Annotated in this window: 12 protein-coding genes; 8 read left to right on the top strand and 4 right to left on the bottom strand. The window is 48.1% G+C overall.

Features of this window, described 5'->3' with window-relative positions:
- Positions 1–28: 28 nt before the first annotated feature.
- Positions 29–358: a BLB8/JUQZ-1 family protein gene (locus AC4E8D_RS29445; RefSeq protein ID WP_221825514.1), complete on the bottom strand. Its 330-nt coding sequence runs from the start codon at positions 356–358 to the stop codon at positions 29–31.
- A 584-nt stretch (positions 359–942) separates the two neighbouring features.
- Here AC4E8D_RS29445 and AC4E8D_RS29440 point away from each other — a divergent pair.
- The 8 genes from AC4E8D_RS29440 to AC4E8D_RS29405 all read left to right on the top strand — a co-directional run bounded on the left by AC4E8D_RS29440 (position 943) and on the right by AC4E8D_RS29405 (position 10,345).
- Positions 943–1,122 (top strand): zincin-like metallopeptidase domain-containing protein, encoded by a 180-nt coding sequence (locus AC4E8D_RS29440; protein WP_397376305.1) that lies wholly within the window; start codon positions 943–945, stop codon positions 1,120–1,122.
- 620 nt (positions 1,123–1,742) lie between these two features.
- The gene (locus AC4E8D_RS29435; RefSeq protein ID WP_490205594.1) at positions 1,743–3,806 is read left to right on the top strand and encodes a molybdopterin-containing oxidoreductase family protein; all 2,064 of its coding nucleotides are present in this window, start codon (positions 1,743–1,745) and stop codon (positions 3,804–3,806) included.
- A gap of 192 nt (positions 3,807–3,998) precedes the next feature.
- Positions 3,999–5,222: an MFS transporter gene (locus tag AC4E8D_RS29430; RefSeq protein WP_036667966.1), complete on the top strand. Its 1,224-nt coding sequence runs from the start codon at positions 3,999–4,001 to the stop codon at positions 5,220–5,222.
- A gap of 284 nt (positions 5,223–5,506) precedes the next feature.
- Entirely contained in the window at positions 5,507–7,054 is a 1,548-nt protein-coding gene (locus AC4E8D_RS29425) for a response regulator (RefSeq protein ID WP_490205593.1), read from the top strand.
- A gap of 332 nt (positions 7,055–7,386) precedes the next feature.
- Complete coding sequence (locus AC4E8D_RS29420; RefSeq protein ID WP_235193717.1) at positions 7,387–8,247, top strand: ABC transporter permease; 861 nt, start codon at positions 7,387–7,389, stop codon at positions 8,245–8,247.
- A gap of 15 nt (positions 8,248–8,262) precedes the next feature.
- Complete coding sequence (locus AC4E8D_RS29415; RefSeq protein ID WP_260633048.1) at positions 8,263–8,727, top strand: ABC transporter permease family protein; 465 nt, start codon at positions 8,263–8,265, stop codon at positions 8,725–8,727.
- Positions 8,670–9,080, top strand: a complete 411-nt coding sequence (locus tag AC4E8D_RS29410; protein WP_490205592.1) for a sensor histidine kinase — start codon at positions 8,670–8,672, stop codon at positions 9,078–9,080. The genes AC4E8D_RS29415 and AC4E8D_RS29410 overlap by 58 nt, the downstream gene beginning before the upstream one ends.
- Positions 9,059–10,345 carry an ABC transporter substrate-binding protein gene (locus tag AC4E8D_RS29405; RefSeq protein ID WP_339305975.1) on the top strand — a complete coding sequence of 429 codons (1,287 nt, stop codon included), beginning with the start codon at positions 9,059–9,061 and terminating at the stop codon, positions 10,343–10,345. Before AC4E8D_RS29410 ends, AC4E8D_RS29405 begins: the two co-directional genes overlap by 22 nt.
- A gap of 311 nt (positions 10,346–10,656) precedes the next feature.
- Here AC4E8D_RS29405 and AC4E8D_RS29400 read toward each other — a convergent pair whose 3' ends face one another.
- The 3 genes from AC4E8D_RS29400 to AC4E8D_RS29390 form a co-directional block, all read right to left on the bottom strand.
- Complete coding sequence (locus tag AC4E8D_RS29400) at positions 10,657–12,369, bottom strand: ABC transporter ATP-binding protein (protein ID WP_490205591.1); 1,713 nt, start codon at positions 12,367–12,369, stop codon at positions 10,657–10,659.
- Positions 12,370–12,609: 240 nt separating this feature from the next.
- Complete coding sequence (locus tag AC4E8D_RS29395) at positions 12,610–13,638, bottom strand: ABC transporter substrate-binding protein (RefSeq protein WP_339180051.1); 1,029 nt, start codon at positions 13,636–13,638, stop codon at positions 12,610–12,612.
- A gap of 108 nt (positions 13,639–13,746) precedes the next feature.
- A complete protein-coding gene (locus AC4E8D_RS29390) occupies positions 13,747–15,393 on the bottom strand; it encodes an ABC transporter substrate-binding protein (RefSeq protein ID WP_490205590.1) in 1,647 nt (548 codons plus the stop codon).
- Positions 15,394–15,410: the final 17 nt, after the last annotated feature.

Below are 15,410 nucleotides of genomic sequence, written 5' to 3'. Positions count from 1 at the left end.
TTACTGACCTTGATTAAAAAACTATGCCTTATTTAGTTACTACAAATGTGTACACTCCGTTGAGTGCACCATTAGATTTGTATGCTGCTACCTGCGCGGTACCTTCGCCGATCATAGTAGCTTTGCCACCCGAAAGACTTACCACATTGGAGCCATATAAGATAGTAAAAGAAGAGCCTGTCATGAAGAAGTCGCTACCCACAGTAGTACGAATTGTAGTATCCATTGGAGTAATGATTGAACCACCGATTGTAGTAGATTCAGCTTGAACAGCTGGAGCGGCTGAAACCGGAACGGTTCCTAGTGTGAATGCAAGAGCTAGGGCTGGTACAGATACTGCTGCTAATAATTTTTTCATTTTGTCGAAGTCTCCCTTTTAAAAAAATAATGTGTAGTACTACAAATGTATAATTCGACCTCGATGTCCAAATTACTCCTTTAAAAGTGAATATTTTCTAATTTTGTTATGAGAGACCATTTTGTTTCGCAAATTGATTCGAAAGCGAAAGAAGTATTTTGAGGAAAAGGAATAGATGTTATCTGGTTTGTTGAAGATCGAGAACTGAGTATAGATTTAAAGTTTCGGGTATTGTTTCGATGGGAGTCTGAAATTAGATCTTATTTCAATCAGCAAACACCAGGACAAACTTATTTACACAAAAATCTAAGAAGTGTAGAAAACAGGTGTTTATTCCCGCAGTTCACCGTCCCTAAATCCCAAGCGCCCCCGGATAAGCCGTCCGGGGGCGCTTGGGATTCTTAACGGAACCAGCAGGGAAGCTAAAAACTTGGGGCAATGCTCATACATCATGGGCATTGCTTCGCTCCGTTTCACTCCACTTCACAATACCCACCATGTACTACGAAGCAAATAAAGAACCATGACTCCATTACGCTTCGCTTCATTCCTTCACCGTTCCAAAAAACCGTCCGTCTGGTCGTGTGTTCTATCGTCCAGTTGACGATATTGTGAGGGTGCTACCTATCTGTAATTTCAGTAAAACAGAAGAATATTACAGCACATTATTCCACGAGCATGTACACAGCACAGGCCACGATAGCCTTCAAGGATTAAAGAACTTGCTGCCTTTGGAGATGAAAACTACAGCAAAGAGGAATTAGTTGCCGAAATCGGGGCGGCGATGCTTTTCGGTGTAGCTGGTATTGATGGAGAACAGCACGGCTTATGTGGGCAGTTGGATACGTAAGCTTAAAGATGAAAAGAAGTCTGTCGTACAGGCCGCGGGGCAGCAGAAGGCCTATGGCCAACTTAAATTTAGAGCCAAAACCGAACATGAGGGCATAAAGTCTTTTTTCTTTTTTCATTTAGAGACGTGGGATGGATGCATATGAGGGAGGGTAACAAGACACCGTCACACTGCCTAACGAATATGCTGTGACGGAGAAGGTCGGGATCGTTTTTTGTATGGGGTCCTTGTTGGAATTCAACGCAAAGCAAATTCGCCATGACAAGGTTCGGGGGAACGAAACCTGTTCATGGCGAATTTCGGGAGTGGTCCATGATATGGCATGAGGAGGAAGTGGGGAAACACTAGCCTAATGCCTTATTTTTAATTTACCCCTGAATTCTGAAGTTGAATCAAACGACAAAACATTTTTTTGAAAATAATTTGAAGCTGCTATAGCGGCGAATATTAGGCGAAAATATACTGTTCTCTTTACGTGATAACCTCGAAGAAGATATGATATAGGGATAGCTTTTAAAGAGGGGGAGCCATACGATGATCGATCAGGAGAATGGGGTATTTGCAGCGGTATGCCCGCTCGATTGTCCGGACACTTGTGGTCTGTTGTTACATAAAGAGAACGGTAAAATTGTGAAGGTAGCTGGCAATCCGGACCATCCGATAACGAAGGGTGCCATCTGTAATAAAGTCAGAAATATGACCGAGCGGGTGTATCACCCCGAGCGTCTACAATATCCGATGAAACGTGTAGGAGCCAAAGGCGAAGGCAAGTTCGAACGAATGAGTTGGGATGAAGCGATTCACGAGATTACGACCAAATTCACTGCATTGTCCGAAACCTACGGCCCGGAGAGTATCCTGCCCTACAGCTTTTACGGTAACATGGGCATTCTCGGCGTAGACGGTATGGACAGACGTTTCTTCAATGCGCTTGGTGCGAGTGTACTGGAGCAGACGATCTGTAACTCCGCTGGAAATACCGGCTGGAAATATACGATGGGCGCCAACCGGGGAACGGTGCCGGAAGATACGGAGCATGCGGATCTCATCCTGGTATGGGGCGGCAATATCGTGAGTACAAATATGCATCAGGTCGTTTTGGCGGAGAAAGCCCGCAAAAAAGGCGCCAAGATCGTCGTAATCGACGTTCATCGCAATCGCACGGCCCAATGGGGCGACTGGTTTATTCCGCTGTATCCGGGCACGGACAGTGCACTGGCGCTAGGATTAATGCATGTGCTGTTCGAACGGGGACTAACGGATGAAGCGTTTATGCAAAAATATACGGTGGGTCATGAGGCACTGCGTGACCATGTCCGCAGTTACACCCCTGACCGCGTTGCACGTATTACGGGCGTGCCGGAGGAAACTATTGTGGAGCTGGCCGAACTATATGGCAACGCACAGGCAGCCCATATTCATATTGGCAATGGCCTCCAGCACCATGATAATGGGGGGATGAACGTGCGCAGCGTTGCATGTCTGCCTGCCATTACAGGGCAATGGCTGAAGCAAGGCGGCGGTGCCGTTCGCACCAACAGTTATGCGAGCACGAATAGCGACGCGCTCGAACGTCCGGAGCTGCGGCAGAACCCGGAGCCGCGAGTGGTGAACATGAATCGAATTGGTGAAGCGTTGCTGGAAACAGAGCAGCCGATTCGGGCCATGATGGTCTACTGCAGCAATCCATTGGTGGTGGCACCGGATACCGAGCGGGTGGAGCGAGGTTTTGCACGGGAAGATTTATTCACGGTTGTGCATGATCTGTTCATGACGGATACGGCGAAATATGCAGATATCTTGTTACCAGCTACGTCTTCATTTGAAGCGACAGACCTGTACACCTCTTATTGGCATCAGTACGTTCATTTGCAAGAGCCGGTGATTGCACCGATCGGGGAGAGCAAGAGCAATGTCGAACTGTTTTCCCTGCTTGGACAGGCCATGGGGTATGACCCTGTGATCTTCGGAGAAACGCCGGAACAGATGATTGAGGACGCACTTCAGGGGACGGACAACCCCTATATGAATGGAGTCACGTTGGAGGGATTGAAGGAACATCGATTCGTGAAGCTGGATATGACGCCACATGCTGCATTTCTGGATCAACTGCCCACACCTTCAGGCAAAATCGAATTGTATTCGGAGACAATGGAACAGAGAGGGCTTCCGCCGCTCCCTACCTATAGCGCTCTGGTTGAAGGATATGATGGGGAGCATCCGGCTGGACCTGCCGATACGTATCCATTGATGTTCCTGTCGCCGCCAAACCATAATTTCCTGAACTCCACCTTTGGTAATTCAGCCAAACATCAGCGTTTGGAAAAGATGCCTCTATTGCAGATACACCCCGAGGACGCTACCCGCAGAAACGTGGAGGATGGAGATGCAGTGGTCGTATGGAATGATCGTGGGCGCATTGAACTTACCGCCAAGGTGAGTGAAGCCATGTTGCCGGGAACCGTCATCAGCCAAGGCTTATGGTGGGATGGTGACGGGAAGAAGCAGCGGGCGAATTCACTGACGTCCAATCGGTTGTCGGACATGGGGAACGGGGCGACCTTCTTTTCGGCCACTGTTGAAGTGAAGCGTCAATGAGTGTGCTTGCAGAGTGAAATTTTTGAGGTAAGATGAACAAAGACTAGAATTTGAGCAGGATTAAAAAGCAATCCACGTAACACTTCATAAAACCTTCGCTCTGGCTGGTTATGGTTATGCCGTCAGGGCAAAGGTCTATTTTTTATGGCTATTTGTATGTGCAGAGGTACTAAGGAGAATGAATTAACGATGATGAGATGGCTGGATAACTATCCAAAAGAAGTGAGAATATTTTTATTAGCAAGTCTGGTTAACGCAACAGGCAGTGCTTTGATGTGGCCGCTGACCACAATGTATGTATTTGACGAGCTTGGACGGACGATGGCCAACGCGGGTTTTGTGATCCTGATTCAGTCCCTGGGTGGCATCTTTGGACAATTGCTTGGTGGTTCCTTGTATCACAGAGTAGGCGTGAAGAAGCTGATCATTGGTTCACTGGCGCTTAATGCGTTAGGTTTGTTTGCACTGCCCTGGATTAGCGCGTATTGGGTCGTATTTATATGTGCGATGGGCTGGATTGGCCTGTTCAGTTCATTGTCGCTGCCAGCGATTCAGGCCTTTATTGGCTTCCGGTTTGCGGAGCGTCGCGGTGAATTATTCAATATTATCTATGTGGCGAACAATATCGGGGTGGCGATTGGTACAGCGCTGAGTGGTTTTCTGGCTGACTTTTCCTATCACCTCAGCTTTGTACTGAACGGGGTGACCTCAGCCGGATTTGCGATTTTCTTCTGGTATTATCTGTCGCGAGTCGAACCGGATCAGGGGGAAGTACATCTGACGAAACGCAAAACAGTTCCCGATGGGCCGGGCGTCTGGGCATTGCTGGGCAATACCCGATTATATCTGTTTATGAGCTTGGGCGTGCTCTTCCTGTTATTCGGTAACTCCATCTGGAACACAGGTGTGTCACCCTATATCATCTCTGAGGGTATGGAAAAAAGAATGTACGGTCTGCTCTGGACCCTGAACGGGGTGCTGATCTTTGTGGGACAACCTTTTACCAGCTGGGTGAAACGGACCATGGCCCGTACCTCAACTGCCCAGATGACGGCGAGTGCGGTATTCTATGGCATGGCCTACATTGTCATGATTACCATGTACAGCTATCCGGGCATGGTGCTTGCAATGGTACTTGCCACGTTTGGAGAGATGCTGATCTCCCCTGCGACGCCTGCCTTTATATCGGAGCATGCAGGCAGGGCAGCACCTTTTTACATCGGGATATCGGGTGGGATCGGTGCAGTTGGACGGGTTATCGGCCCCTATGCGATGGGGGTTATGTATGACAAACAGGGACTTATTCCTGTAGCGTGGCTGGCAACAGGCACAGCAGCGATTGCGGTACTTGGTTTTGTACTGCACGCGGTGTTGAACCGTAATCGTGAAGTGAAGGAGTATGGGATGGATACGTAGTGATGTACCAGAATTACTCCGTCCGTACCCATACCCTGATGATGTTATAAAATGAAGCGAGGCTAACCTTCATCCCCAGTACCGGGTGAAGGTTGTTTTGTCTTTACAGAGACTAACTCCAATAGCCGTGCCAGCGAATGATTTTTCAGATGAGATGACTCAGGAATGTTCAACAATCAGACTTGTTAGGGTTCAATTCCATGTCATTCAACGTTCTCCCCTCTATTTGAGCATAATGCCCATATAATAGAATGGAACTGGTTAAAGGCAGGAGGATGCATACAATGTACAAGGTTTTGTTGGTCGATGATGAATTTATGATCTCGGATGGGATCTCCAGTGTCGTGAACTGGTCCCGACTAGGAACAGAACTGATCGGCATTGCTCAAGATGGATTGGAAGCGCTTGCTTCAATTGAGCGGCAACGTCCCGATATTATCATCTCGGACATTCGCATGCCGGGAATGGATGGCTTACAGCTGGTTGAAGCAGTGGCGGAGAAGTATCAGGATATCTCATTCATCATGCTCACGGGTTTCACCGAATTCGAATATGCGAAGACGGCCATGCATTATGGAGTGAAGCACTATCTGCTCAAGCCCTGCAGTGAAGAGCATCTTGTACAGGCTATTAGTGAATTGGTTAGTGAGAAGCGGGAGTTAACCGATCAGGAGCGTTTTGTGCAGTCGATCCAATATAATCTGGAGCGTGTACTGCCGCATGCCAAGGAATATTTTCTGAAAGAGCTGGTCACGAACAGAACATACGGGGTCAAGGAATGGAAGTATTTCGAGGAATTATTCGATGTACAGTTCCAGGATCAGCGTGTGCGGTTGTTGCTGGTAGAGATTGAAGGGCATCATGAGTATTTGCACTTGTTCGCGGTCAAGAACATTGCCGAAGATATTTTTCACAATCCCATCTTAAGTGCCACGGTTGGGGGGCATGTGCTACTAATCATGGAGGACAAGTTGTCTGAAACGCAGTTGTTCCATAATATCGATGAGATTCGCGCCACATTTACCCGATATTATCATGACGATCTCACGATTGCGCTGAGCGAGCCGGGAGATCTATCGCAGGCACGCCATTTGTACATGCAGACGCTGGTTTATCTCAATTACCGCTTTTACCTCGGTGAGGGCAGTCTTATTATGGAGCGGGATATTTACTCTCCCGGGGAGCGCATTCTTCCTGAATTCGAATACGATCCCGAGCGGATGGTTACTGCAATCAAGGCTGGACACTGGCAAGAAGTGGGAACAGAGCTGAACCGGATGTTTCAGCTGCTTGCCAGCTTGCGATACGATATCTCCCAAACGAAGTCCTATCTTATTCAGATGTTTATGGAGATGATTCGACTCAGTGGCTCTGCCGAGATGAAAAGGTATATGGATCAGTTGCCAGGCATGATTGAAACCAGCACGCTGCATTCTTTTCAACAGTTTCTGCTTGCCGTCGCCAAAGAAATCACCCTGCGCCGCTACGAACAACACCGCTCCAGACAATCGCAGATGGTAGGTAGTGTGAAACAGCTGGTAGAGAAGCGCTACAGGGACGAGACATTAACACTCCAGTCCATCGCCGGGGAAATATACATGAATCCAGACTACATCGGCAAAATGTTCAAAAAAGAAACCGGTGAGAAATTTACGAACTATGTGTTAAGCTACCGCATCCGTAAAGCGTTGGAGCTTCTGGAGCAGGACGGGAACTACACCGTATCCTCGCTTGCCGAACAGACAGGCTTTGGTGCCAACTGGCCGTATTTCAGCAAAATGTTCAAGAAATACACAGGTTTCTCCCCTTCCGAGTATAAAAAAGTACCCTAAGACAGCGTTGCTGTCGCTTCTACATAGCTAATCTTTATATCCGATCTACATCTAATCTGTGATCGGGCCCTATACGCCATTCATCGGCAGCAGGGTCTTTTTTTGTCGGACGGAACTCGGTTTTGAACATCCATTTATCGGAAATGAGCATGGGAAGAAAAGGCGCTCGCTTCTATCATTAGAAGTGTCATGTTAGTGAATGAACATCGAGAGTGGAGGTTGAGTGGATGGAGCTGAATCGAAGCCGGGGGATTGAACCTGGGCGTTTGAAGCCAGCTGGCAAATGGAGTTCGGTGAAAAAGGAACTTGTCCGCAACAGATACGTCTATCTGATGCTCGTTCCTGTGGTAGCCTACTATCTGATTTTCAGCTATGGGCCAATGTACGGGCTACTGATGGCATTTCAGGAATCCTACAACCCGATCAAAGGAATTTTGGCAGGCGAATGGGTCGGATTTGACAACTTCACCATGTTTTTTGAAAGTTATTATTTCTGGCGACTGATTAAGAACACACTGATTTTGAGTTTTTACAGTATTGTATTTGGTTTCCCGGCTCCGATTCTACTAGCACTGCTGCTGAATGAAGTCCGGAAGAAGTGGTTCAGAGGTGCAGTACAGACCATTAGTTATATGCCGCATTTTATTTCGGTTGTTGTCGTGGTTGGAATGTTGAAGACGTTCTCATCTCTGGACGGTGGGTTATTTAACGTCATTCGTGACTTTTTCGATCTGCAGCCGATTATGTTTTTGGCGGAAAAAGATATGTTCCGTCCGATGTACATCCTGTCCAACATATGGCAGGGCGCAGGCTGGGCCTCGATTATCTTTTTGGCAGCACTAAGTGGTATTGATCCTCAGTTGTATGAGGCTTCCAAAATTGATGGCGCAGGCCGCTGGAGACAGCTGTTACATATTACGCTGCCGGGCATTATGCCCACGATTGTGATCATGTTAATTCTGCGTATGGGGGCGGTCATGAATGCGGATTTTCAGAAAATATTGCTGATGCAAACGGCACCGACCTATGAGACATCGGATGTCATATCCACCTTTGTATATCGATCCGGTATTTTGGAGGGGAACTATACGTATTCAACCGCCATCGGACTATTTAACGGCGTCATTAATTTCGCGCTGCTCATTATCGCAAACGCGATCAGCAGAAAGCTTAACTCAACCAGTCTATGGTAATCGGAAGGTGAAGCGATGAAACAGTCTATAGGGGAACGACTTTTTGATGTATTTAATACACTGCTGCTCTTGGTGATCATGGTTTTATGCTTGTACCCGATGCTGTACGTGTTCAATTCTTCAATCAGCGACCCGGACCAGATGCTGCGTTCCCGTTCACTGATGCTCATTCCTGAAGGTTTTCAGCTGGGAGCGTACAAGTCGGTATTTCAGGATACTCGCATCTATACGGGATATATGAACACCTTGTTCTATGTTGTGGTGGGTACAGCCATCAATCTGCTCATGACTTCACTGGCTGCATATGGGCTGTCACGTGGTGATCTGATGGGCAGAAAAACGCTGATGAAATTAATTACGTTCACGATGTTTTTCGGCGGGGGCATGATTCCAACTTTTCTGCTGATTGTTTCCGGCAACGATTGGATTTCCGTATGGATGTGCCTGCTTCCTATCTGGGTTGTGCCATTCCCAAGTTGACCCTACAGCCACTACTGGAGAATGCCATTCAATACGGTTTGGAACCACAGGTTGGGTCATGTCTGATTCGAGTGTATGCCGAAATATCAGGTGGCAAGCTGGCCCTGATCGTGGAGGATCACGGTCCCGGCATGGAACCCGAATATGTGGAACAGGTGCTGCGCGGTGAAGTGAAAACCAGAGGAACAGGTATTGGTCTGCTGAATATCAGGGAGCGGGTGCGTCTGGCTTTTGGCGAAGAATATGATGTTCTGCTGGAGAGCAAGCCGGGGCGTGGAACGAGAGTAACGGTGCTGCTGCCACCCCCATCACCAGGTAAGGAGGAGAAGCTATGGGAAGATGGATGCGAATGATGGGCATGCTCTGTCTTATGCTGACTCTTCCTGGCTGCGTGAACCAGTTGGATCAAAGGCCAGGCATGATTGTGGAAGAAGAGCCGATAACGCTGCGAATCGCTTGGTGGGGTGGGGAGTTCCGCAACAATGCAACGATAGCTGTTATCAACCTGTATGAGAAGTTGAATCCACATGTGAACATCGAATACGAATATAGCAGTTTCAACGAATACTGGAGAAAACTCGCCCCACATGCAGCAGGCAATGCGTTGCCCGACATTATCCAGATGGACATCTCCTATCTGTCCCAGTACAGTTCGCTGCAACTGTTGGAGGATATGACGCCGTACATGCAGAGCGGGCTGATTGACACGACAGATATTGAGAAGGAACAGTTGGAGAGTGGTAGCCTGAATGGAAAAACCTATGGTCTCAGTTTGGGGGTTAACGCCATGCTCAGCATCTATGATCCGGAAGTGTTAAGAGCCAATGATATTGAATTGCCAACGGATACGTGGACATGGGCGGATTTTGACCGGATGGGCGAGCAATTGCTCGGGAAAGGCATCTATCTGGGAACCTATTTTACGCCGGAACAGTTTTTCGCGTATTACTTGAGACAGTATGGTTCCAAGCTATACGCGGAGGATGGCAAGAGGTTGGGGTATGAGGATGATGGGTTGTTTATTGATTATTTTGGCAGGATGCAGCAGCTCGCGGAGAAGAAGCTTATTTTTGCACCTGATATCTGGACATCAGATATTGGCCAGCCTGATAACGACCCGTTTTATCTGGGAGAGGCTTTGTTTAGCTGGGGGTATTCCAACCAATTTATCAGCACCGCTCAGCGTTATGGCAAACCCTTAACCATCTCCCCAATGCCTGGGCCAAACAGCCAGGATGGATTGTTCTTGAAGCCAGGCATGTTTTTCTCCATGGCGGGTAATTCCAGACATAAGGAGGAGGCTGCCAAGTTCATCAGCTTTTTTGTGAATGATTTGGATGCCAATCTGCTGCTCAAAGGGGAGCGGGGTGTGCCTGTCTCATCCAGTGTCAAAGAGCGGATGAAGCTGGTGGTTGAACCGGAGCTGGCGCAGGTGTTTGATTATATCGATTGGGTTGCGGATAACAGCACTCAGATGGACCCGCCTGATCCCGTAGGAGCGCCAGAGGTCACTGCGGTGTTACGTGAGTTGTATGATCTTCTGCTGTTTGGCAAAATTACGCCTGAGCAGGCGGCGGTGGAATTTCGTGAGCGAGCAAATGCCATTCTGGATGGGTAGTTATATAAATTGAACTAAACGCCATTTACACTTGCCACTTCGATGACAGAACAACCTTCTGATCGCTGTTATCCCCAGATTTTTTTGGATTTCCTTTTTCAAAGGGGAAAATCCGGGGATAAAGGCGAACGCTCCCGCTTCTTCAGGTTATTTCTGTCCTCTGCGTTCTCGTGTAAATATGTAGTTCAATTTATATAACGAATAGTAAATATAAAACAACCTTCACTCTAGGACAGAGGGAAGGTTGTTCTGTTGTTGTGACCATGTGTTTAAGCCTACAAACCACTTGGTTTCACTTTTAAGCCCTGCCTTTAACCAAACTGGGCTTGATGCAGTCGGCTGTACGAACCTTTGCGCGCGAGCAGTTCTTCATGGCTGCCTTGTTCAGCTACACTACCGTTCTCTACCACCACGATGCGATCGGCATGTCTAATCGTCGCCAGTCGATGGGCAATGACCAATGTCGTACGTCCCTGAGCCAGCTCGGACAAGGCCAGTTGAATGGCAGCTTCTGTTTCGGTGTCGAGCGCGGAAGTGGCTTCATCCAGAATGAGAATAGGTGGGTTTTTTAGGATCATTCTTGCGATGGATAAACGTTGCTTCTGTCCGCCGGACAACTTCACGCCACGTTCACCAATCATGGTGTCCAGTCCGTCTGGCTGGGATTGTACCAGCTCTTCCAGTTGGGCCCGGCGAATGGCTTGCCAGATTTCCTCATCGGAAGCATTCAGTTTGCCGTATGCAATATTTTCGCGAATCGTTCCGTCAAACAGGAAAATATCCTGCTGTACAATCCCGATATGGGAGCGCAGTGATTCCAGCGTCATATCCTTCACCGGAATGCCATCGACGGAGATATGTCCCGCATCCACATCGTAGAAACGTGGGATCAGACTGCATAGCGTCGTTTTACCCCCACCCGAAGGTCCAACCAGAGCGACCGTCTGGCCTGCCTGAATATCCAGATTGACCTGAGACAGTGTAGGTTTGTGTTCTCCATAAGAAAAGGTAACGTTATGGAAAGCGATATCCCCTTTGACATCCGGAATTGGTTTTGCTTGAGGTGTATCTTCTACATCCGGTACAGCTTCAAGCAGCTCCAGGTAACGTCTGAATCCGGCGATGCCTTTGGGATACGTCTCGATGACAGAGTTAATCTTCTCGATGGGTCCGAGGAATACATTGGACAGCATCACAAAAGCGATGAATTCCCCGTAGGTCATACTGCCTTGAATGACAAACCAGGTTCCACATACCAGTACAAACAGTGATACAAATTTCATCAGGATAAAACTGAGTGAAGAGTTCCAGGCCATAATGCGGTAGGTGATTAGTTTTGTAAGCCGGAAACGTTCGTTATTCTCAACGAAACGTCCTACTTCATGTTTTTCATTGGCAAAAGCTTGTACGACACGGATGCCGCTCACATTGCTCTCGACCCGTGCGTTATAATCGGCGATATCCGCAAACATACGCTTGAACGCTTTGGACATTTTGCGACTGAAATACAGCGACAGGTAGATCATCAGCGGCACGATGATGAATGTCATCACAGCGAGCTGCCAGTTGATCCCCAGCATAATCCCGAAAGCTCCGGCGAGTGTCATGAGGGCAATGAACAGGTCCTCGGGTCCGTGATGCGCGATCTCACCAATATCCATCAGATCGTTGGTCATGCGGGAGACCAGATGTCCGGTCTTATTGTTATCGAAGAAGCGGAAGGACTGTTTCTGTACACGCTGGAACAGTTCACGCCGCATATCGGATTCGATGTTAATGCCAAGTTTGTGGCCCCAATAGGTCACTGCATAATGGAAAAAGGAACTGAGCAGGTAGATGCCGAGCAACCCAACACACGCCGCTAAGATCATGGACCAATTGCCAGCCGGAAGCAGCTGATCGACCACTCGGTTAACGGCGAGTGGAAAGGCCAACTCCAGCAGTGCGGCGGCAATGGCACAGGAGAAGTCCAAGATAAAGAGCCTTTTGTAAGGACGATAATAAGACATAAAACGGCGAAGCATATGTAAGTCCTCCTCGATATGACACAAATGCCCGAACAGGCTAATTAGGGCGTGTCTCAAAACTCGTTGAAGTGCATCTTTTACCGCCTTTTCGCCCCCTGCTGCGTCACTTTCCCTTGACGTGCCCCGGCACGCCTGCGGAAAACTTTCTTGCTTGGAACGAAAATTCGGCAAAATCTGCTTCCTTCGGAGTTTTCAGACGCGCCCTAGCCTGTCCGGACACCTGGATTCATCCTTATGTTATTTACGGTTTTGCTCGGCACGTTCTACGATCATATCGGCGAATTCTTCAGCCTGACCTTGAATTGCAATCGGGTCGAAGTACCAGTAACGGTCTTCTAATAATTCATACACCTGATTGTTTTTCACAGCCGGCAGGGATTGCCAGATGGCATCACCTTTGTAATTTTTATTGTTCTCTCCAACGGTTAAGAAGATATGATCCCCTGCATAATCACCAACAACTTCACGAGAAATCTCTTTCCATTGGGTATCACCCATCAGTTCTTTTTTGGTGATTTCGAGAGGGGCAAGTTGCAAAGCACTGTAGACCGCTTGTCCTCCTCGACCAAAGTTGTCTCCATATCCATAATAACTTTTGTCGGATACTTCAAGGATGGAGAAGGTTTCCTCCGGTTTGATGACTGTTTTCACCTTGGCGCGAGCGGCTTCAATTCGTTCATCGTACGTTTTCAGCCAAGCTTCGGCTGCTTCGGATTTGTTCATCAGCTCTCCGAATCCCCGGATTTCGTCATGTACATTGGTGAATGTACCGTACGGAATGACCACAGTTGGTGCGATTTTTTTATAACTTTCAATCTCTTCGGCTTGATCAGAGTAGGTAATGATCAGATCCGGGTTCAAGGCAATAACCTTCTCCATGGATACCGCTGCCCGATCACCGATACTTTCAATGCCCGCCACCTGATCTGCATAGAACGGGTTTTCCAAATAATATTGAACAGCCCCAACGGGTTTCACACCCAGTGCGAGCAGATCACTTACGTACATATCCGTGACGATTCGTTTCGGTTCAGCCGGAATCTCAACATCCCCGCTTAATGACTTGTAGATCCGTGTAGCATTCGAATTGTCCGAACTGGACGACGTGTCTATGTTCGTTTCGGAGGATCCGGTTGTCGTTTCTGTTCCCGCTGCCGATGTCTGTTCAGTGGCAGTCGAGCCTGTTCCGCTGCTACAAGCAGCCAGAATCATAATGATGGCGAGCATAAGCAGCAAGCCGGAAAAGCGTTTTTTTGTAGCAAACATATTTGTTCCCCCTGTGTATAATCAATAATGATTATTATTCTCATTAATAACATAGAGGAAGATGTGATATTTGTACATGGACAACTATGATCACTACAGCATGGACAATTATGATGTGAGGAGACGCATGATATACTGCAACTGCTCCATAACGGACAAGGGATCAAATCCATAGAACATGTCGGCATCAATCTCGTATACACGTCCTTCACGAACGGCGGAGAGGGTGCCCCAAGATTCCTGATTCAACAGGTTATCCAGCATTTCTCGTTCGGCAGGTTCCTCAGGGAAGGCGACAAACATGTGATCTGCGGCATACAAGTGAATCTCGGACAACGGAACATGAACGTACCCCGTAAGTAACTGCCCATCCTGCTCCATACGTGAGGGTGGAGTGAAGCCCAGCGATTGATACAGCACATGAGAAGCTCTGCCCCAGCCATGACCGTAGATATAAGCCCCGTCTTCTCCAATCATAAACATGCAAACGGCGGACCCTCGTGTTCCTGCCATCTGTTGGTCCAACGTATGATTGGCTTCTTGTTCAAGTTGGTGATATTGATCTAACAACGCTTGTGCATTGGACTCAAGCCCGGTAATTCGGCCCAAAAGAAGAAGCTGCTCCTGCCAATCGATTTCCTCAAAGGGCATCAGAATGGTCGGTGCGATCAGACGTAGTTCATCGGAAGTGGGATGCGGTGCATATCCGATAATGACATCGGGCTGAGCGTTTGCAATCAGATCCGTATGTTTAACCAGCTCATATTCGGAATGTTGCTCAAATGGTTCATGACCATCATGACCATGTTCCCCCATTTTTTCTTCCATCCAGCTGGCAACGGCGCCCATGTGGGGAGTGTGGCCCAGTGCCAGAAGTGAGGCCGTATAATTGTAAGTCAAAGATACAATCTTCTTGGGCATTTTCCGGTAGTGTGTTGGGGCTGATCCAACCATCTGTTTGAATTTGCGGCTCAGATAAAAGGTGTCCCTGTAGCCTGTTAGTTGTGCAATTTCCTGTAGCGTAGGGTTCGCGAACAACAGATGTTCCTGAGCCATCCTGATTCTGAGACGGGTCACATATTCAACAAACGTAAGACCTGTATGCTTCTTGAACTCTCTTGAAAAATGCTCAGGACTCACATTCGCATCGCGTGCCAATTGTTCGCGAGTCAGCGGATGCGTATACATCTGATGGATATGTCTGAGTACAGCATCGAGCCAGGAGTGATCTTCATGAGCAGAATGAGCTACATGATCCCGCAAAATATCCAGTAATTCATAGAAAAGCATATGTGGCCTGAAGGGGCTCGAATCATGGCCTGTCGAACTTGCTTGAATCAGCTCTACTGCCCTGTCGGTGAGAGTACGGCTCGCAATGGGGGCTGGTATCCCGAACGGCCAGAACAGCTGTTCATTTTCAATGGAATCAAAAGCAATAGCAATGCCCTGTACTGGCGACAGGGAGCCGCGCTTGCTCTCGTGCTGAAGCAGGCTTCCAGCTTGTCGAACGACTGCAGAGCCTGCATTTAATGTCAGTTTGCCCTCTGCACTGATCAGCCTGGCCTGGCCAGCAGTAATGACGTATAGTACGTGAAGTGTGCTCCACATCTCATCTATGCGGGAGAATGCCTCGCGGTCGTGAAGCTGCACCAGATGGCACAGCTTGAACAGGGCAACAGGTACGGACTGAATCTTCTGCAAGGAAACGGGACGGGACAGTGGTTTTTTTTGGTATGTGGGTTTGGAAATATTCATTAAATAACTGTCTCCTT

The organism is Paenibacillus sp. SRL342 (genome assembly GCF_984798905.1).
This window is presented reverse-complemented; position numbering and strand designations above follow the sequence as displayed.